The sequence below is a fragment of the Sphingopyxis macrogoltabida genome, assembly GCF_001314325.1.
In the GTDB taxonomy this organism is placed as follows: Bacteria; Pseudomonadota; Alphaproteobacteria; order Sphingomonadales; family Sphingomonadaceae; genus Sphingopyxis; species Sphingopyxis macrogoltabida.
This window is the reverse complement of the sequence record NZ_CP009429.1, coordinates 177,438-195,874: the sequence shown is the minus strand read 5'-3', so window position 1 is coordinate 195,874 and position 18,437 is coordinate 177,438. Positions and strand designations below refer to the sequence as shown.

Sequence of the window (18,437 nt, the reverse complement as noted above, 5' to 3'; positions counted from 1 at the left end):
CGTCCGTCATGCCGCCAGCGCCGGCAGACCGTCCATGATCGCGGTCAGCGCCAGCGCATTTTCGCGCTCCATCGCGCTGTGCCCGGCGTTGGTCATCACAAAGGTCGCGGGTTCGCGCCCCGCATCGCGCAGCGCCGCGACCAGCCGCGACGCCTGCGTCAGCGGGCAGACCTCGTCGAAGCGGCCGTGGACGATATGCACCGGGATCGACGCGAGCGTCCCGATATGGCCGAAGAAATGCCCCGCCGGCAGGAACAGCTGGTTGGCGAAATAATGCGCCTCGATCTGCGCAAAGCAGAGCGCGAAATCGGCCTCGCCGAATTTGCCGGTGTCGGTTTCCTCGGGGATCATGTTCGAAATCTGGCCTTCCCACAGCGACCACGCCAGCGCCGCCGCGAGCTGCTTTTCCTTCTCGGCCGCGGTCGCGGGCACCATGTCGAAAATCGCCTTGTACGATGCCATCACGTCGCGCCGCTCGTCGGGCGTCAGGATTTCCAGCAGCGCGCGCCACTCATCGGGATATTTGATATAGGCGCCGGGCGCGGTCATCGCGAACGGGTCGCGCTCCCACGTCGCGGCATTGCCCTGATAAAGATACGCCAGATCCTCCGCCGCTCCCAGAAAGATCCCGCGCAGCACCAGGCTGGCGCAATGCCCGGGATGCGCGATGCCATATGCCATCGCCAGCGTACTCCCCCAACTCCCCCCGAATATGTGCATGCGCCCGCCGATCTCCAGATGGTCGCGCAGCTTCTCGATGTCGCCGATCAGGTCGGCGGTCGTGTTCTTCGCCAGCGCGACCGCAGGCCCCGCCGACGCGACATTGGGCTCGCTCTTGCCGCACCCGCGCTGGTCGAACAGGATGACGCGATAGCGCTTCGGATCGAAAAAGCGCGCCATCGCGGGCGCACACGCTCCGCCGGGACCGCCGTGGAGGAACATCACCGGCTCGCCCGCCGGATTGCCATATTCCTCCCAATAGATGCGATGCGCGGGATCGATATCGACCTCGAGCCAGCCGAAGTTCAGGCATGGCGGCTGCGGATAGACCCAGTCGTCGCCGATCTTGCTCGATGCCTGCAACCGCGAAAAATCCATGGGTACCTCCTCAGCACGGCGTTGCCGCCAGTCGGGCAGGGCTTAGCTTCCCTTCCCCACTTGTCCAGCCCGCACCCCATCCATGCCCGTTCTTTCGGAATCAATGGCCTGTTCTCAACAGCTTGTCGGCAGTGGCATCACGGCTCGCCGCAGATGCTTAGCCCCTTAACCTTCGGGAAACGTTGTTCGGCTGGCTTCGCCTCGCGAGGGGGGCCGGTGCATGGAGATCTTATGCGATTCTATGAAGCCACGCGGTTCCTCTTTCCCCGCCATTATGAACGCCGCATCCTCGCGATCTGCTTCGTCGCGGTCCATTTGCCGCTCGTCGGGTGTATCGTCCTGCTGAGCTGGCGCAGCGAATGGGACGGATCGCTGTTCGGCGTCCTCCTCGCCGCGACCCTGCTCGGCACCATCGGCGCGATCTTCGCGGTGTCGGAGCTGTTGATGCCGATCCGCCGCGCCACCCTCATGCTCCAGACGGTGCAGCGCGGCGGCCGCGTCGGCCCCGTCCCTGTCGGCGGCGAGGATCTCGTCGGCCAATTGCTGCACGGCGTCGCGCAGGCGGCGAACGAGACCGCGCGGCGGATCGAGCAGCTCAAGGATGCGGCCGAACGTGACGTGCTGACCGGGCTGCGCAACCGGCGCGGCTTCCTCGATACGGTCGCACCGATCCTCGCCGACGACAGCTATTCGACGATCGCGATGCTCGACCTCGATCATTTCAAGGCGGTGAACGACGACCATGGCCATGATCGCGGCGACCAGCTCCTGACCGACTTCGCCGATTATCTCTCCGCCTCGCTCCGCCGCTCCGACATCGCGGCACGCTGGGGCGGCGAAGAGTTCATCGTCCTCTTTCCCGGCACCTCGCCGCGGCAGGCGCGCGAGATATTGGGCCGGTTGCAGTCGGTGATGCGCCGCAATGCCGCCTTCACTGTCGGGGGACGGAGGGTGACCTTTTCGTGCGGCCTCGCACAGGTTCGCGGCTATGCCGACCTCGCGGGGGCGACGCGCCGCGCCGACCAGACGCTCTACGCTGCCAAGGAAGGCGGCCGGAACCTCATCATGACCGCCTAGAGTCATCGGCGATCTCGGCCGCCAGCCAGCCGCGAAAGCTCTGCATCGCCTCGCTCTCGGGGCGCGACAGCAGCCGCGTCAGCCAGTAACGGCCGGCATCGATGGTGACCGCGAACGGCTGCACCAGCGTTTCGGTGGCCAGTTCGCGCGCAAACATCGAAACCGGGACCAGCGCCGCGCCGATCCCGGCGGCGGCGGCCGCCGCCATCAGCGCCGAACTGTCGAACACCGCGCCGCGCGGCGGCGGTGCCTCGACCCCGGCTGCCGCGAACCAGCGTGCCCACTCGTCGGCGCGGTACGATCGCAGCAGCGGCGCACGCGCAAGGTCGGCGGGCGTCTTCAGCCGCGCCGCCATCGCGGGCGCGCAAACGGGCGCCATCGCCGCCTCGACCAAAGGCTCGGCCCAGGTCGCGTGCCAGGCGCCGTCGCCGAAGCGGATCGCATAGTCGAGCGCCTCGCCCGCCAGGTCGACGCGGTTGTTGTTCGTCGACAGCTTGAGGTCGATGTGCGGGTGCGCGCGGGCAAAGGCCTCCATGCGCGGCAACAGCCAACCGATCGCGAAGGTGCCGACCACCCCGACCTTCAGCGCCTCGCGAAACCGCCCGCCGGCATATTGCTCCAGCGTCGCCGCGACGCGGTCGAACGCCTCGCCGAGCACCGGCACCAGCGCCTGCCCATCGTCGGTCAGCGCCAGCCCGCGCGGCAGTCGGTGGAATAACCGCGTCCCGAGCCGCTGTTCGAGTTGCGCGACCTGATGGCTCACCGCCCCTTGCGTCACGCACAATTCGATCGCGGCGCGGGTGAAGTTCAGGTGCCGCGCCGCTGCCTCGAAAGCGCGCAGCGCGTTGAGCGGTAGCTGGGCGCGGTCCATGATCTATCATGAGATGAATTCATGGCTTTGTCGAGAATTGATGCTTTGTCCGACCGCCGCCGCTCGGGCATCCCGATGGCGAAGGGAGAGTGAAGATGATCGCAACCATCGGTCTGTTAACCTGGCTCGTCGCGGCGGCGGGCGGCAGTTTCGAGCCCGGCGACGATCCGCTGACCCGGCCGATTGTCACCTCGAACAGCGCCGAATGGATCGAACCGCGGCCGCCCGAAAAGCTTTTCGGCAACAGCTATCTTGTCGGCTTCGGCGGACTCAGCGTCGCGCTGATCGACACCGGCGACGGCCTGATCCTCGTCGACGGCGCCCTCCCCCAGTCGGCCTCCGCGATCCTCGCCAATGTCCGCACGCTCGGCTTCCGGCCCGAAGACATCAAATATATTCTGAGCACCGAACCGCATGCCGATCATGCCGGCGGCATCGCCGCGCTCGCCCGCGATACCGGGGCAAGTGTCGTCGCGAGCGTGCGCGGCGCCGAAGCGCTGCGGTCGGGCGGTCCCGCTGCCGACGATCCCCAACTCGCCTATGACATGCGCTTCCCGCCCGTCGCGCGGGTGCGGACCATCGCCGACGGCGAAACGCTGCGTCTCGGCAAGACCGTCGTCACCGCGCATGCCACCCCCGGCCACACGATGGGCAGCATGAGCTGGAGCTGGTCAGCCTGCGAAGCGAAACGCTGCCGCACGATCGTCTTCGCGTCCAGCCTCAACCCCGTGTCGGCCGACGGCTATCGCTACACGGCGCCGGCCAGCGCGCCGATCGTCGCAGGCTTCGCACAAAGCTACCGGACGATGGACGCGCTTGCCTGCGACATCCTCATCGCCGCGCACCCCGGCAATGCCGGTATCGAGGGCGCGCGATTCAACGCCCGGCCGGGCGCCTGCCGTGCCTATGCCGACCGCTCGCGCCGCGCGCTTGCCGAACGAATCGCGGAAGAGAAGGCCGCGACCCGGCCCTGATCCGACTTGGCGGTGGCGCCGCCGCGCGTCGTCATGCTAGGCCAGCGGCTCCCCCCAGCCGGAGCCAATCCTCTTGATGTCCCTTCGCCTTTTCGCCGCGCTCTCTCTTGCCGCCATCGCCGCACCGGCCATCGCGGAAACCGCTCCCGCCCCGGCGATCAGCGCCGACAATCTCGCCCAGACCGTCCGCACCCTCGCTGCCGACCAGTTTCAGGGTCGCGCGCCGGGCACGGTGGGCGAGGAACGGACGATCGGTTACCTGATCGGGCGGCTGCAGGCGCTCGGGCTCGAACCCGCAGGCGTCGGCGGCGGCTGGACCCAGCCCGTGCCCCTGCTCCACACCCGCCTCGGCACGGCGGAAACGCTGCAATTCGACCGCAAGGGTGTCGCAACCCCGCTCGCGGCGGGCACCGACATCTACCTCTCCTCGCTCCAGCCGAACGACCGCGTCGCGGTCGCGAACGCCCCGCTCGTCTTCGTCGGCTACGGGGTCAGCGCCCCCGAACGCGGCTGGGACGATTTCAAGGGACAGGATCTGAAGGGCAAGGTCGCGGTCTTCCTCGTCAACGATCCCGATTTCGTCGCGACCAAGGGCGAGGATGCCTTCGGCAAGTTCGGCGGCCGGACGATGACCTATTACGGCCGCTGGACCTACAAGTTCGAGGAGGCGGCGCGCCGCGGCGCGATCGCGGCGCTGATCGTCCACGACACCGACGGCGCCGGCTACGGCTGGAACGTCGTCACCAGTCCCGGCGGCGAGAATTACGACATCGTCCGCACCCCCGACAAGCTGACCAGCCTCGCGCTGCAAGGCTGGATTTCGGGCGAAACCGCGACAAAGCTGTTCGCCGCTGCCGGACAGGATCTGGCCAAGCTGCGCGTCGCCGCGCGCCGCAAGAATTTCCGGCCCGTCGATCTCGGCACCGGCTTCACCGCTGCGATTCCCGTGACGCACGAGGTGGTGCAGAGTCAGAATGTCCTCGCGAAGATCCCCGGCGCCAAACGTCCCGACGAGGTGGTGATCTATGGCGCCCACTGGGACGCCTATGGCGAAGGCGCGCCCGACGCAGAGGGCCGCATCTATCGCGCCGGCGCCAACGACGACGCGCTCGGCGTCGCCGGGCTGTTCGAAATCGCCCGGCTGTTCAAGGCCGCGCCGCCGCCCGACCGCACCGTCGCCTTCGCCTTCTGGACCGCCGAGGAACGCGGGCTGCTCGGCTCCGAAGCCTATGCGCAGGCCCCGCTCTTTCCCGCCGAAAAGACGGTCGCGAACTTCGGCCTCGATATTCTCCAGACCGCGGGACGCGCGAAGGACGTCGTCCTCGTCGGCAAGGGACAGGGCACGCTCGAGGACGATCTCGCGCGTTTCGCCGCCGCGCAGGGCCGCACGGTGACACCCGAAAGCCTGCCCGAACGCGGCCTTTTCTACCGCGCCGACCATTTCAGCCTTGCCAAGCGCGGCGTCCCCGTCCTCCTGATGATGGGCATCGCGGGCGCCTCGGACCTCGTCGACGGCGGCAAGCCGGCCGGCCAGAAGTGGGTCGATGACTATACGGGCAAATGCTATCATCAGGCGTGCGACGCCTGGGGCAGCGACTGGAACCTCGATGGCGCGGTGCAGGATATCGCGCTGTTTTACGAAATGGGCAACGAACTCGCCCGTTCGGCGCGCTGGCCCGAATGGAAGCCCGGCAGCGAGTTCAAGGCGATCCGCGACGCAAGCGCAGCGGCGCGGAAATAGCGGCGCCGGTCAGGCGGCGAGCAGCACGCCGTGATAGGCGCGATCCTCGAACGCCAGCCCTGCCCCCATCGCGACGCAGATCAGCGCGTCCTCGGCGACCTGCACGTGCAGGCCGGTGGCGCGGGCGATCGCCTGATCCATCCGCCCGAGCAGCGCGCCGCCGCCGGTCAGCGTGATGCCGTAATCGATGATGTCGGCCGACAGTTCGGGGGGCGTCTGCTCGAGCGCCGCACGCACCGCGGCGACGATCTGCCCGACGGGTTCGGCCAGCGCTTCGGCGACCTCGGCTTCGGACACCCGGACCTCTGACGGACGGCCGGTCACCAGATCGCGGCCCTTGACCCCCATCACGATGCCGTCGCCCTCGGGCGGGGTCGCGCAGCCGATCGCCAGCTTGACGCGCTCGGCGGTCATTTCGCCGATCATCAGGTTGTGCTTGCGGCGGATGTAGGAGGAAATCATGTCGTCCATCTTGTCGCCGCCGACGCGCACCGAATTGCTGTAGGCGATGCCGCCGAGCGACAGGATGGCGACCTCGGTCGTACCGCCGCCGATATCGACGACCATCGCGCCCGTCGGCTGCGTCACCTGCAATCCCGCGCCGATCGCCGCGGCCAGCGATTCCTCGATCAGCTGGACCGTCACCGCGCCGGCGTTGGTCGCGGCATCGCGGATCGCGCGGCGTTCGACCATCGTCGACCCCGACGGGACGCAGATCACGACATTGCTGCGCTGGCGCAGCGGCCCCGATCCGCCCTTCGCCTTGTCGATGAAGTGCTTGATCATCTGTTCGGCGACGTCGATGTCGGCGATCACGCCGTCGCGCAGCGGCCGGATCGCCTGGATATTGCTCGGCGTCTTGCCCATCATCAGCTTGGCTTCGTTGCCGACCACCTTGACGCGCCGCACGCCGTCGCGCGTCTCCAGCGCGACGACCGACGGCTCGTTCAGGACAATCCCCTTGTCACGCGCATAAACCACGGTGTTCACGGTTCCCAGGTCGATGGCCATGTCGTGGGCGGCCGATGCGAACCGATTGAAGAATTTCATATGTGGCGGGAGCCTTTGGCTATCAGGGGTGAAGAATCGGGCGCGCGCACAAATGCCCGCAACGACCGCGATCTTCGGATTGTGACGACGGCCCGAAGGCGTCAACGCCGGTGGCCCAGACCGGTCTTTTCTCAGGTCCGGTCGAGCGCGGCGCGCGGTCCGGCGCTGGTCCGGCACGCTTTGCCGCGATCTAGCGGAGGACGAATTTCAGTCCCTGCAACTTGACGACCCGATCGTCGATGCACACCGGCGCCGCGATCAATCGCATCCACCGCGGCCCGGCCTGTGCGGGCCTGATCTCGACATCGATGGTAAAGCCGCGCCGGTACCGGATCGCATAGGCGCGGAGCTTTTCCATCGCCGCGCGCGATCCTTCGCCATAAAGCGCGACCGCCTCTTCGCGCGTCACCGCCGCGCGGCGCGTTATACCGAAGATGTCATAAACTTCGTCCGACCAGTTCAGCCGGTCATTGTCGATCAGGTCGCATTCCCACCGGCCGAGCCGTGCGGGCCGCACGGGCACCACGATATCGACGAGGTCGGGAACGGGGTCCAGCGTGTCGACCCCGTGCAGCTGGCCGAGCTCGAAAAAGCGGTCGCGCTCATAGAGCGGCCAGCTGTGATGAACGGGCAAGGGATGAGTCTGCTTCAACGGGTCCGGTCTTCCATTTGGTCGCTGCGGGGATAGCGGACCGGCGCTTAACAACTGGTATGCGGACCCTGCCGCTATCGGCCTCGCGCAAGCGCGATGCCGGCCAGATTTTGGGTCCGTTTGATGTGCCGCACGCGCGGCGCCGGGCCGTCGCTGGCCAGTACAAAGAAGGCGGACAGATGCGCTGCCATCGCGCCGGGCGCCCGCACCGCGCCATTCGCCTGCGCGACCACCGCCGCCGCGTCGCCGAGCAACACGAAGTCGGCAAGCCCTTGCCTCCGCGCCAGCCGCAGCGCCGCGAGCAGCGCCAGCCATTCGGCCTCCATGCTGCTGCCCTGCCCGGCGTCGCGTTCGATCTCGGCGACGCCACCGGTGACGACGGCGATCTCCATCATCCCCGGATTGGGGCGGCAACCGCCGTCGAAGTAGATTTTGGTGCGGCGACTTCTCATCCGCCCGCCTTAATGCGCTAGAACTTCCCGCGCACCGAAAAGGCGAAGATCGGCCCGATCAGCCGGTTGCGCTTTTCGACGAAGTCGATCGGGCTGTCACCGCGCACGCCGGTATAGACCGTGCGATCGCGCTTCGACCGCGCATTCAGCGCATTGGCGATCGTCGCGCGGACGGTCAGCCCCATCACATTCTTGTGCTCGACGAAGACATTGGCGAAGACCGGGCCTTCCCAGACCTTGTCGGACTGGTTGCGGCGATAATTGGGCTGGTAATGGCCATATTCGCCGCCCGCGCCCCACGCCCAGTCGGTCCCCGCGATGTCGTGGCGCAGGTTGATTTCGGCCACCGTGTCGGTCCACCCCGAATAGGATCGCTTCTCCCCCGTGAAGGGGTCGCGCACCGAAGATTTCTGGTACAGCAGGCGCGTGTCGAGCTTGACGCCCTTCAGCCCGGCGGGGTCGAGGTTGATCGTCGAGGTCCAGTCGATGGCCCAGGCGCGCGACTTGTCGATATTGCCGACCGCCTCGCCGTCGGCGCCGACCGGGATCACGTCGACGCGGTCCTCGACGTCGCGATAGATGAAGTTGAGCTTGGTCGATCCCCAGGCCCCCAGCTTCTTGTTCGCCTCGGCTTCGAAGGTCCAGTCCTGCTGGGGCCTGAGGTCGTTGTTGACTTCATTCTGGTTGTCGTCGTTGAGGAAAGCGCGCGCCAGGAAGTCATAGAAGGACAGTTGTAGCACGCGCCGCCGCAGCTTCACCGACAGGTCGAAATCCGCCGACGGTGCCCAGGCGAGCGTCACCGATCCTTTGGGCCGGAAAAAGCTGCGCCTCTGGCCATCGACGCCGGTCTGGGTGATCGTCGAATGTTCGGCGCCCGCGACGAGTTGGAACGACAATGTCTCGGTCAGCTTGCGCCCGAAGCTCAAAAGCCCCTCGTACCGGTCCTCGCTGACCCCGCCGATGCCGCCCGGGAAAGGCTGTTCGACAAAGACACCCGACGGGTTCAGCACCGCGATCGACGCGACATTGTCGAGCGTGTTGAACGCGGCCTCGCCCGAGAGCTGCCAGTCGCCACCGAACATCTTCCACTGATATTCGGCGCGCGCGATCGTTTCGCCAAGGTCGCCGACCTGCGCAAAGCGGTCGCCGGTCGGCGTCGATCCGTCGACGGGGGTGGTGATGATCTCCTGGGCATAGGGCTCGTGGCTGAAGCGCCGAAGCCCGATCAGCTTGAGCTTGCCCGGCCCGAAGCCGAACTGATAATCGCCCGAAAGCTCGTAATTCCAGCTATCGGCCTTGTCGCGTACGGTGCGCAACCGGTCGGGCTGCCCCGGCGAGACGCGGATGCCGTCCTCATAATAGCGGTCGTACTTGCGCTGGTAATGGCCGCCAAGGTTGGCGACGCTGTCGCCCGGCCCGTCCCACGTCACGCGCGCCGACAGCTTCGGCGTGTCATAATGGGTGTTCCAGATGTCCGAGCGCTCTTCGATGATATTGCCCGCGCCGTCATAGATCAGCGTCGGCCCGCCGGCGCCGCTGCGCGCGCTGTCGTCGTTGTTGAGCGCCACCTCATATTCGATCGCGCCCGTCCGTCCGCGCACCGAGATGTCGCCGCGCGTGAACAGGGGGTCGGTATAATGGGCGCGAAATTCGGGCTTCCACGAAAACTGCCCCGAAAAGCTGTCGGCGCGATAGACGATGTTGGCGACCTGCCCCGACAATCCGGGAATATCGAGCGTCGCGCCGTCGACGATCTCGATCCGCTCGACATTGCCGCCGGGGATGCGCGACAATTGGGTATACATGTCGTCGCCCTTGTTCGACGGCCGCTTGCCGTTGAACAGCACATTGCCCGTCGCGATCCCCAGCCCGCGCAGATCCTCATTGTCGCGGATCGCGAAACCCGGAACCTGCTTCAGCATGTCATAGGCGTTCTTCGGGGCGTAGCGCGCGAAGTCGGCCGGCGTGTAGATCTGCCGCGCCGCACGGCTGACTCCGCCGGCGGGCGCCTCGACCGGCGCCGGCGGCGGCGTATCGCCGGTGACCGGCGCCTCCTGCGCGGTCGCGGGCATACCGCAAAGCGCTGCGCCGATCGCGGCAAGGCTGACCATCCGCATCATTTGCCGCTCCCGCTCGCCGCGCGGTTCATCGCCCGCGCATATTCGGGCGAGACGCCGAGCGCCTTCATCCCGACGACATCATGGGCGCTGAGCTTCCGGTACCCGGCCGCCGCGAGCCCGCGCAGATAGGCACCATCGACGTCGAGCGCCTTGCACGCGATCGCATCCTCGATGGCGGTGAGCGTCATCGCCTCCGATTGCAGGTCCCGGACATAGGCCGGCGTGACGTCGAGCGCCGCGGCGGCGATCAGGTCGCCGTCGTCCTTCGGCTTCACGCCCGCGGCGGTCAGTCCGTCGGCCAGTTCGATTGTTGCATCGACCAGCAGCATGGCGAGCAGGTCGTCGCGATCCTCGGGCGCGAGGCCGCGCGACGCGAGGTCGCGCTCGAACCCCGGATCGGCGGTAAAGCGGCAACGACCGGCGCCATCATGGGCCGCCTTCAGCACCCCCGTGCAGGCGAGCGTGCCCGCCGCATGGACGATCGTGAAGGACACCGGCCCGGCCGCGCCGCGCAGCGCCGCCTCGGTGCCCGCGAGTTCGCGGCGCGATCCATCGATCGACACGCTGCTGTTCGATTTCCGGCGGCTGACCTGCAGATGCGGCTCGCCCTTGCCCTTTGCCGGCGCCGCTTGCCATTCGATGTCGTTCAGGACGAGCGGGTCGGCGGCGGTGCTCGGAACCGAGCAGGCAAGAACCGACAGCAACGCGGCGCCGACGGCAAGATATGGGACTTTCATGGGTGCACTCCTCCCTCCGTGCGCCGCGCGAGCGTCATCGCTCGCCGCCGCAGCGGCTTTTCAAAACAGGGCTTCGATCAACGGATGTCGGGTTTGGACGAATGTCCGGGCGTCAGGTGCCCGGGCGTCAGGTGCCCGGCGGCGCGGGGGGTACCGGCGGACGCGTCGCGGCCGGCGCTTCGGGGACTTCGATCCGCGCGACGCGGCCGTCGGCGCTGCGCGCTTCGATCACCGGGCCGGGGCCGAAGCGGACGGTGGCGCCGTCCTTCGACACGATGCTCCGTTTCGCGCCCCTGCCCCGCGGATGCATGCCCGTCGCGCGCAGTTCGATCGCGTCGTCGGGATCGCGCAGCCGGACGCCGGCCTTGCGCATGTCGGTCACGAAGTCGCAATCGACCCCCATCGCCTTGAGCGCGATCAGGTCGTCGAGATCGACCCCGGGGAAATGCTCCTTCATGTCGCGGGCAAAGGCAGCGTCGATCCCAACCTGCTTCGCCCCGACCAGATCGCCGAAATCGGCGCCCGGCAGGATCGCGCGCATCGATCCGATATAGGCGGGGTCGACCCCGGTCGCCTTCGCGGCGATGATGTCGTCGGGGTCCATCGACCCGCCATGCTCGCGCAGCTTCTCGACATATTCGGGGGTGACGCCGACTGCGCGCATGCCGACCAGATCGTCGGCGCGGAGCGGCTCTGCGGCGGGAGCGGCCCCCGTATCCACGTCCCTCGTTTCCACGTCGGTCAGGTCTTTCGCCGTCATGGCCGACTGCATCGACCGTATCGCCGACTGCTGTGCGACGAAGGCCATGGCATGGGTTTCGTCCGCCACCTTTGTTTCCGCCGTCGCCGAAAAGGCGGCGAGCGGCGCGGTGATCCCGGCCAGCACAACCAGGCTCATCAAGATCCAGCCCGCGCTTGCCGGACCGCGTTTCAGGCTGCCGTCGAGCACCCGCGTGATCCGGCGCTTCAGGCTGCCCTTGGCCGGGGCGACGCCGTGCGCCGCGATCAGCGTTGCCTTGTTGTCGTGCCGCGCCGCGCCGACCAGCAGCGTCGCATAATCGGGACCGTCGATGTCGGCCATCAGCACGGCGTCGTCGGCCGCTTCCTCGCGGAGCTGATGGCTCTCGCGCGCCAGCATCCACACCAGCGGGTTGAACCAGAACAGCGCGCAGGCCAGCCGCGCAGCGAGCAGCTTTGCCCAGTCGAGCCGGGCAACATGCGCAAGTTCGTGCGCGATGATCGCCTCGGCCTCGCCGACCGCCGCCACCGCCTTCGGGCTCAGCACGATCGTCGGGCGCAGCACGCCCCAGCTGATCGGCGAACGCAGCTCATCGCTCACCAGCAATGCGGTCCCATGTTTGAACCCCATCCGCCGTTGCGCCTCGGCGAGCGCCGAGAGCCACGACGATTCGACGAGCACGTCGGCGCGGCCGCGCATCGCGAACAGGCGCAGCACCGCGATTCCCATCAGGCCGGCGAGCAACGCGAGCGGCAGGGCATAGAGCCCGGGCGCGAGGTCGGCGAATGAGGGCAATGTGATCGACGGCGATCCGGCCGGATCCTCCACGACAGGGACTGAAGCCGTGGCGGAAGAGGCCGGATCGACCGCCGATCCCCCCGTTATCTTCGTGGTGCTCGCCGCAGCGGGCGCCGGCTCTGCGATCGCCCAGTCCGCGGGAAGCGGCTGCCACTGCGGCAGCAGCAGCGTCGCCAACGGCAGCGCCAGCAACGCGGCAAGCCCGGCGTGCGCGATCAGCGAACGCTCACCCGCCGACCGCGAGCGCACGAGGCGCAGCAGCAACAGCGTCAATCCGGCGACGAGCGCCGATTTCCATGCGAGTCCGATCAGGGTTGCTGCGGTGATCATCACTTTGCCCTCCCTTCGCGCGCGCCGGCGATCAGCTTTTCCAGTTCGTCGAGTTCGGATGCGCTCATCTCGTCCTGCATGCCGAGCAGCGCCGCCGCGGCGCTGGTCGCCGATCCGTTGAAAAAGACCCGCACCACCTGACTCAGCGCCGATTTGCGCGCCGTCTTGTCCGATACGCTCGGCGCATAGACGAAACCGCGTTCCGACTGTTCGCGCGCCACGAAGCCTTTGGCCTCGAGCCGTTTCAGCATCGCGCGGATCGCCGAACCCGACAGCGCGTCGGACAGCGCCTCGCCGATCTCTGTCACCGTCGAGGCACCGCGCTCGTACAGAACATCGACAATCTCGCGTTCCCGCGGCGGCAAACTGGACAACATGCGAATCACCTCATGCGCTACATTTGTAGCGTGCTACATTTGTAGCGCATGCTTGGCAAGGGGTTTTATCAAGATAATACACCAAGGCAGATGGATGGTCGTTTTTGGGGTGGGAAAGCGGACGTTTCCAACTTTTGTCATCCCCGCGAAAGCGGGGACCCAGAGTAGTGTAAACCCGCCCTGGGTTCCCGCTTTCGCGGGAATGACACAATTGAGGAATTCCAAACGACTTACGTCCACTCCCGGCCGAAATCCGCCGTTCCAGCATATATTCACACCCGACCCGCCCCGCTCGCCGCAATGTTTCGTTCATGATTAACGTGATGATAACCATCGCCGACTAGGCACGTCCGGTAATCGCTGGAGACGTGCGTGTTCAAGCTCGGCAACAAGATGATCGTCAGCTGGCGAACCTTCGGGCTGTCGTTGCTGCTCAGCGTCATCGTCGGTGTTACCGGCGTGGCGCTACCGATCGATCGCGTCGTCGAAAGCGCCCTCGGCAGCATCGCCTGGCGGCCGGTTTCCGGCGAAACCGTCGTGGTTGCGGTCGACGACAAGACGCTCGCGGCGGTCGACGATCAGGATTTCACCGCCGCCAACCACGCCCAGCTGATCCGCGCCATCGACAAGGCGGGCGTCCACCGCCTGTTCGTCGACTTTTCCTATGAGCGCCGGGTCAGGGATCCGGGCTTCGGCGAAATGGCGGCCGCAGTGAAGGCCATGGAAGACCGCATCATACTCGCCGTTCCGTCGGCGAATTTCGGCGGCACCGAAGCCGAGGGTGCGGTCTGGCCCGACGCCCGCCTCGGCAACCGCGCACAGAAAGCGTTCATCGGCTGGGAATATGGGTTCTGGCAGGTCTGGAAGGTGCCGATGGCGGTGCGCGCCGACGGCCGGGTGCTGCCCAGCTTCGCCGCCGTCATGGCTGGCCACCCCCGCGAACAGCCCCGGCAATTCGCCATCGATTATTCCTACGACACCGAAACGGTGACCCGCTACAGCGCGATCGACGTCATCTCGGGCAAGGTCGGGGCCGCGCAATTGCACGGCAAGGATGTCATTTTCGCGCCCGCCTCGACGGCGTCGCCCGACCAGCATTATCTGCCGGGTCACAACAAGATTCCCGGCGCCTATATCCACCTGATCGCGGGCGAGACGCTCAAGCGCGGGATGCCCGTCGATATCGGCTGGCTCCCGCCGCTGCTCGCGGCCGCCATCATCCTGCTCGCCGCCCTGATGTTCGATCGCGGCCGCTGGTACAGCCGCGCCGCCTTCGGCGTGATCGGCGTAACCGCGGCCGCGAAAATCTTCCTGACCGTGTCGCTGGTCTCGGTCGAGATCGGCGCCGCGGCCTTTTTCATCGCCGCGCTCGGCGCCAACGTCTCGCGCAAGCGCCGCCATTTCTCGGCCCAGCGCGAAAACCCGGTATCGGGCCTGCCCAATTTCGAGGCGCTGCGCACCCAGCAGCCGTTCGGCAGCGCAACGATCATCGCTGCGAAGCTCGTCAATTTCGAGGATCTCGCCGCCTTCCTCCCCGGCGAGGGCAGCCAGCAGATGGTCGACCAGGTCGCCCGCCGCCTGACGCTCGCTTGCCACGGCACGCAGCTCCATCACGATCTCGACGGCACCTTCGCCTGGCTCGTTCCCTATTATCAGCACAGCCAGATCGAGGGGCATCTCGCGGGGCTTGCCGCGCTGTTCAACGCGCCGCTGACGATCGGCGAACTGCGCGTCGACGTCGCAATCGCCTTCGGCGTCAATGACGAGTTCGAGGGCTCGAACGCCCAGCGGCTCGCCGCGGCGCTCGTCGCCGCCGAAAAATCGGTGCGCAGCCGCGCCTTGTGGACCAAATATTCGCCGCGCCAGAAGGAAGACGCCGGCTGGCAGCTCAGCTTCCACTCGCAGCTCGAGGACGCGCTCACCGGCGGCGACATCTGGGTCGCCTTCCAGCCGCAATATGAAATCGCCTCGGGCAAGCTCGTCGGGGTCGAGGCCCTCGCGCGCTGGACGCACCCGACGCGCGGACCGATTCCGCCCGACGAGTTCATCGTCCAGGCCGAAAAAAGCCAGGACATCTACCGCCTCACCCTGTTCGTCATGGATCAGGCGATCCGCTCGACGGCACAGCTCCACGCGCGCGGCTTCAAGATCCACATGTCGGTCAACCTGTCGGCGACGCTGCTCGACCACAGCGACCTCGTCGGCACGATCCGCGTTATGCTGACCGCGCATCATCTGTCGCCCGAATGGCTGACGATCGAGATCACCGAGACCGCGCAGATCGAAAATAGCCGCCAGGCGCGCCAGACGCTCGCCCAGCTTCGCCGTTCGGGCATCCGTCTGTCGATCGACGATTATGGCACTGGCCAGTCGAACCTCGAATATCTGACCGAGATCGAGGCCGACGAGATCAAGATCGACAAGCGTTTCGTGATGACGATGCGCGATTCGCAGCGCAACTTCGAAGTCGTCAAATCGACGATCGACCTCGCGCACCGTCTTGGTGCCATCGCCGTCGCCGAAGGCATCGAGGATCGCGAAACCATGACCCTGCTCGAAGGGCTCGGATGCGACGTTGGCCAAGGGTATCATCTTGGAAAGCCGCAGCTATTTTCCGAGCTTTCGGCCAATCTCTCGACCGCTCCCCACAGCCGCTCGGCATAACTGCCATTTTGGAACCATTTGTTAAGGTTAAGACTCGCTTTACCTTGTTTTTTAAGGTATACGTCGCTTTAACTGCCGTGGAATTGGCAGTGCCTACAGGAGATTTCAAATGGGTTGGTTTTGGAAATTTCTGGGTGGCGCCGGCTCCGGTAACGGTGGCGGTCAGGCCTAACGGCCCCCAGGGTTAGACAAAGGGCTCCGGCATCGCCGGGGCCCTTTTTCTTTGCCCGCCTGCCCTTTTTGTCCGCGGCTTGGTTAACCGCTCTTGCGTCCCCGGCCGGGCTTGCCCCAATATATGGTGTGTCGGTCAAGAGGTGCCGGCGAAGGGTCTGTATCGGCCCGAAAAAATTCAGCCGCACCGCGTTCCGGACACCGATCGGGCGCGGGGCCGCAGAAAGGCTGATCTTTTGCCTGCGGCCGGCGCGTTCCGCGCGACGAACTGAATCAAAATATCGACGAACCGAGTCCCTAATCTGTCATTTACCGTCTTGCATCGCCGCGCCGACGTGGCACTATAGGTGGTGGGTAACCAGCGGGGGCACCCCAAGAAATTGTATCAGGCTGTAAGTGGCGGATTTCCGTCGCCCATCCCATATGGGCACGGGAAAACCCTTCTTGCGCCCAAAAATATGTGCCCCGCGGGGCGGTTTAGATGCTACGGTCGGGGCTTCGTCCCGAGTCGAACAAGACAGGAACAAAGCGCCGCGCGGCGCTGGTTAAAATGGGGGCGAACCAGATGGATTTTCGGGAAACGGAACGGGTGGAGACGAGCGACGTGGCGACGGTGGAACTGACAAAGAATGACGCTCCGGCGGCACCCGAATCGAAGGGCGAATCGGCTCCCGAATCGCCTCCCGCCGCCAAGCTCAACGACAGCAGCGAGCCCAAGGTTCACGCGCGCCGGTTCGAAGTGACCACCGACAGCAGCCGCGACGCGCTGCTCACCGATTTCGGCAAGGAAACGCTGCAGGACCGCTATCTCCTGCCCGGCGAATCGTACCAGGATCTCTTCGCGCGCGTCGCGTCGGCCTATGCCGACGATCAGGATCACGCGCAGCGCCTCTACGACTATATCTCGAAGCTGTGGTTCATGCCCGCCACCCCCGTTCTCTCGAACGGCGGCACCGGCCGCGGCCTCCCTATCTCCTGCTACCTCAATTCGGTCGACGACAGCCTCGAAGGCATCGTCGGCACGTGGAACGAGAATGTCTGGCTCGCCAGCCGCGGCGGCGGCATCGGCACTTACTGGGGCGCGGTGCGCGGCATCGGCGAACCCGTCGGTTTGAACGGCAAGACCAGCGGCATCATCCCCTTCGTCCGCGTCATGGACAGCCTCACCCTCGCGATCAGCCAAGGCTCGCTCCGCCGCGGTTCGGCCGCCTGCTACCTCGATATCTCGCACCCCGAGATCGAGGAATTCCTCGAGGTCCGCAAACCCTCGGGCGACTTCAACCGCAAGGCACTGAACCTCCACCACGGCGTGCTGATCACCGACGAGTTCATGGAGGCCGTCCGCGACGGCGCCGAATTCAACCTGCGCAGCCCGAAGGACCAGAGCGTCCGCGGCACCGTCGATGCGCGCGGGCTGTTCCAGAAGCTCGTCGAAACGCGCCTCGCGACCGGCGAGCCCTACATCATCTTCATCGATCAGGTGAACCGCATGATGCCGAAGCATCATCGCGACCTCGGGCTCAAGGTCACCACCTCGAACCTCTGCTCGGAAATCACCCTGCCCACCGGCCGCGACCATCTCGGCAACGATCGCACAGCGGTCTGCTGCCTCTCCTCCTTGAACCTCGAAACCTGGGACGAGTGGAACGGCGACAAGCGCTTCATCGAAGACGTCATGCGCATGCTCGACAATGTCCTGCAGGACTATATCGACCGCGCCCCGCCCGAAATGGCGCGCGCCAAATATAGCGCCAGTCGCGAACGCTCGGTCGGCCTCGGCGTCATGGGCTTCCACAGCTTCCTGCAGGCGCGCGGCCTGCCGTTCGAGGGCGCGATGGCGAAATCGTCGAACCTGCGCGTCTTCAAGCATATCCGCGCGCAGGTCGATCAGGCGTCGATGCTGCTCGCCAACGAGCGCGGCCCCTGCCCCGACGCCGCCGATCAGGGCGTGATGGAGCGCTTTTCGTGCAAGATGGCGATCGCGCCGACCGCGTCGATCAGCATCATCTGCGGCGGCACCAGCGCGTGCATCGAGCCGATCCCGGCGAACATCTACACGCACAAGACGCTCTCGGGCAGCTTCTCGATCCGCAACCCGCATCTCGAGGCGCTGCTCGTCGACAAGGCAAAGAACAGCGACAATATCTGGAACTCGATCCTCGAAAAGGGTGGCAGCGTCCAGCACCTCGACTTCCTGACGCAGGACGAGAAGGACTGCTACAAGACCAGCTTCGAGATCGACCAGCGCTGGCTGCTCGAACTCGCCGCCGACCGCACGCCGTACATCGATCAGGCGGCGTCGCTGAACCTCTTCATCCCCGCCGACGTCGAGAAGTGGGACCTGCTCATGCTCCACTATCGCGCGTGGGAACTCGGCATCAAATCGCTCTATTATCTCCGCTCGAAATCGGTGCAGCGCGCCGGCTTCGCGGGCGGAGTCGAGGCCGACAACACGCCCGAAGCGGCGAAGTTCGAACTCAGCGCCGAGAGCACCGATTACGACGAGTGCCTGGCATGCCAGTAAACCCCTCTCCCACCGGGAGAGGGAGGGAGGCGCGCAGCGCCGGAAGGGTGAGGGCGCTCCCC

General features: G+C 66.3%; 14 protein-coding genes. 5 read left to right on the top strand and 9 right to left on the bottom strand.

Features of this window, described 5'->3' with window-relative positions:
- Positions 1 to 6: 6 nt before the first annotated feature.
- Entirely contained in the window at positions 7 to 1,098 is a 1,092-nt protein-coding gene (gene pip, locus LH19_RS00960) for a prolyl aminopeptidase (protein WP_054724125.1), read from the bottom strand.
- Between the two features lie 231 nt (positions 1,099 to 1,329).
- Here pip and LH19_RS00955 point away from each other — a divergent pair, with 231 nt between their 5' ends.
- Complete coding sequence (locus LH19_RS00955) at positions 1,330 to 2,175, top strand: GGDEF domain-containing protein (protein ID WP_054724123.1); 846 nt, start codon at positions 1,330 to 1,332, stop codon at positions 2,173 to 2,175.
- On the opposite strand, the gene LH19_RS00950 is transcribed toward LH19_RS00955, so the two are convergent.
- Positions 2,162 to 3,046, bottom strand: coding sequence for a LysR family transcriptional regulator (locus tag LH19_RS00950; RefSeq protein WP_054724121.1), 885 nt, complete (start codon positions 3,044 to 3,046; stop codon positions 2,162 to 2,164). The genes LH19_RS00955 and LH19_RS00950 overlap by 14 nt on opposite strands.
- 95 nt (positions 3,047 to 3,141) lie before the next feature.
- On the opposite strand from LH19_RS00950, the gene bla reads away from it, so the two are divergent.
- A complete protein-coding gene (bla, locus tag LH19_RS00945; protein ID WP_054732806.1) occupies positions 3,142 to 4,020 on the top strand; it encodes a subclass B3 metallo-beta-lactamase in 879 nt (292 codons plus the stop codon).
- Between the two features lie 76 nt (positions 4,021 to 4,096).
- Positions 4,097 to 5,761, top strand: a complete 1,665-nt coding sequence (locus tag LH19_RS00940) for a M28 family metallopeptidase (RefSeq protein ID WP_054724119.1) — start codon at positions 4,097 to 4,099, stop codon at positions 5,759 to 5,761.
- A gap of 9 nt (positions 5,762 to 5,770) precedes the next feature.
- On the opposite strand, the gene mreB is transcribed toward LH19_RS00940, so the two are convergent.
- The 7 genes from mreB to LH19_RS00905 form a co-directional block, all read right to left on the bottom strand.
- Positions 5,771 to 6,811 (bottom strand): rod shape-determining protein, encoded by a 1,041-nt coding sequence (gene mreB / locus LH19_RS00935; protein WP_054586500.1) that lies wholly within the window; start codon positions 6,809 to 6,811, stop codon positions 5,771 to 5,773.
- 190 nt (positions 6,812 to 7,001) lie between these two features.
- A complete protein-coding gene (locus LH19_RS00930; RefSeq protein ID WP_234716042.1) occupies positions 7,002 to 7,445 on the bottom strand; it encodes a hypothetical protein in 444 nt (147 codons plus the stop codon).
- Positions 7,446 to 7,537: 92 nt separating this feature from the next.
- Positions 7,538 to 7,915: a reverse transcriptase-like protein gene (locus tag LH19_RS00925; RefSeq protein WP_082395363.1), complete on the bottom strand. Its 378-nt coding sequence runs from the start codon at positions 7,913 to 7,915 to the stop codon at positions 7,538 to 7,540.
- A 17-nt stretch (positions 7,916 to 7,932) separates the two neighbouring features.
- A complete protein-coding gene (locus LH19_RS00920; RefSeq protein ID WP_234716041.1) occupies positions 7,933 to 10,035 on the bottom strand; it encodes a TonB-dependent receptor plug domain-containing protein in 2,103 nt (700 codons plus the stop codon).
- Positions 10,032 to 10,772, bottom strand: coding sequence for a hypothetical protein (locus LH19_RS00915; RefSeq protein WP_054724114.1), 741 nt, complete (start codon positions 10,770 to 10,772; stop codon positions 10,032 to 10,034). Before LH19_RS00915 ends, LH19_RS00920 begins: the two co-directional genes overlap by 4 nt.
- Before the next feature lie 127 nt (positions 10,773 to 10,899).
- Positions 10,900 to 12,639 (bottom strand): M56 family metallopeptidase, encoded by a 1,740-nt coding sequence (locus LH19_RS00910; protein WP_054724112.1) that lies wholly within the window; start codon positions 12,637 to 12,639, stop codon positions 10,900 to 10,902.
- Positions 12,639 to 13,016, bottom strand: coding sequence for a BlaI/MecI/CopY family transcriptional regulator (locus tag LH19_RS00905; RefSeq protein WP_054724110.1), 378 nt, complete (start codon positions 13,014 to 13,016; stop codon positions 12,639 to 12,641). Before LH19_RS00905 ends, LH19_RS00910 begins: the two co-directional genes overlap by 1 nt.
- A gap of 372 nt (positions 13,017 to 13,388) precedes the next feature.
- Here LH19_RS00905 and LH19_RS00900 point away from each other — a divergent pair, with 372 nt between their 5' ends.
- Together LH19_RS00900 and LH19_RS00895 are read left to right on the top strand one after the other, a co-directional pair.
- A complete protein-coding gene (locus LH19_RS00900; protein ID WP_234716040.1) occupies positions 13,389 to 15,680 on the top strand; it encodes an EAL domain-containing protein in 2,292 nt (763 codons plus the stop codon).
- A 736-nt stretch (positions 15,681 to 16,416) separates the two neighbouring features.
- Positions 16,417 to 18,375, top strand: a complete 1,959-nt coding sequence (locus LH19_RS00895; RefSeq protein WP_054724108.1) for a ribonucleoside-diphosphate reductase subunit alpha — start codon at positions 16,417 to 16,419, stop codon at positions 18,373 to 18,375.
- Positions 18,376 to 18,437 lie beyond the last annotated feature (62 nt).

What these genes read in the sequence shown, in the direction of transcription:
- mreB (WP_054586500.1), bottom strand. Translation starts at nt 6,811, where the DNA reads ATGAAATTCTTCAATCGGTTCGCATCGGCCGCCCACGACATGGCCATC.
- LH19_RS00895 (WP_054724108.1), top strand. Translation starts at nt 16,417, where the DNA reads ATGGATTTTCGGGAAACGGAACGGGTGGAGACGAGCGACGTGGCGACG.
- LH19_RS00940 (WP_054724119.1), top strand. Translation starts at nt 4,097, where the DNA reads ATGTCCCTTCGCCTTTTCGCCGCGCTCTCTCTTGCCGCCATCGCCGCA.
- LH19_RS00925 (WP_082395363.1), bottom strand. Translation starts at nt 7,915, where the DNA reads ATGAGAAGTCGCCGCACCAAAATCTACTTCGACGGCGGTTGCCGCCCC.
- LH19_RS00950 (WP_054724121.1), bottom strand. Translation starts at nt 3,046, where the DNA reads ATGGACCGCGCCCAGCTACCGCTCAACGCGCTGCGCGCTTTCGAGGCA.
- bla (WP_054732806.1), top strand. Translation starts at nt 3,142, where the DNA reads ATGATCGCAACCATCGGTCTGTTAACCTGGCTCGTCGCGGCGGCGGGC.
- LH19_RS00905 (WP_054724110.1), bottom strand. Translation starts at nt 13,016, where the DNA reads ATGTTGTCCAGTTTGCCGCCGCGGGAACGCGAGATTGTCGATGTTCTG.
- LH19_RS00955 (WP_054724123.1), top strand. Translation starts at nt 1,330, where the DNA reads ATGCGATTCTATGAAGCCACGCGGTTCCTCTTTCCCCGCCATTATGAA.
- pip (WP_054724125.1), bottom strand. Translation starts at nt 1,098, where the DNA reads ATGGATTTTTCGCGGTTGCAGGCATCGAGCAAGATCGGCGACGACTGG.
- LH19_RS00910 (WP_054724112.1), bottom strand. Translation starts at nt 12,639, where the DNA reads ATGATCACCGCAGCAACCCTGATCGGACTCGCATGGAAATCGGCGCTC.
- LH19_RS00915 (WP_054724114.1), bottom strand. Translation starts at nt 10,772, where the DNA reads ATGAAAGTCCCATATCTTGCCGTCGGCGCCGCGTTGCTGTCGGTTCTT.
- LH19_RS00920 (WP_234716041.1), bottom strand. Translation starts at nt 10,035, where the DNA reads ATGATGCGGATGGTCAGCCTTGCCGCGATCGGCGCAGCGCTTTGCGGT.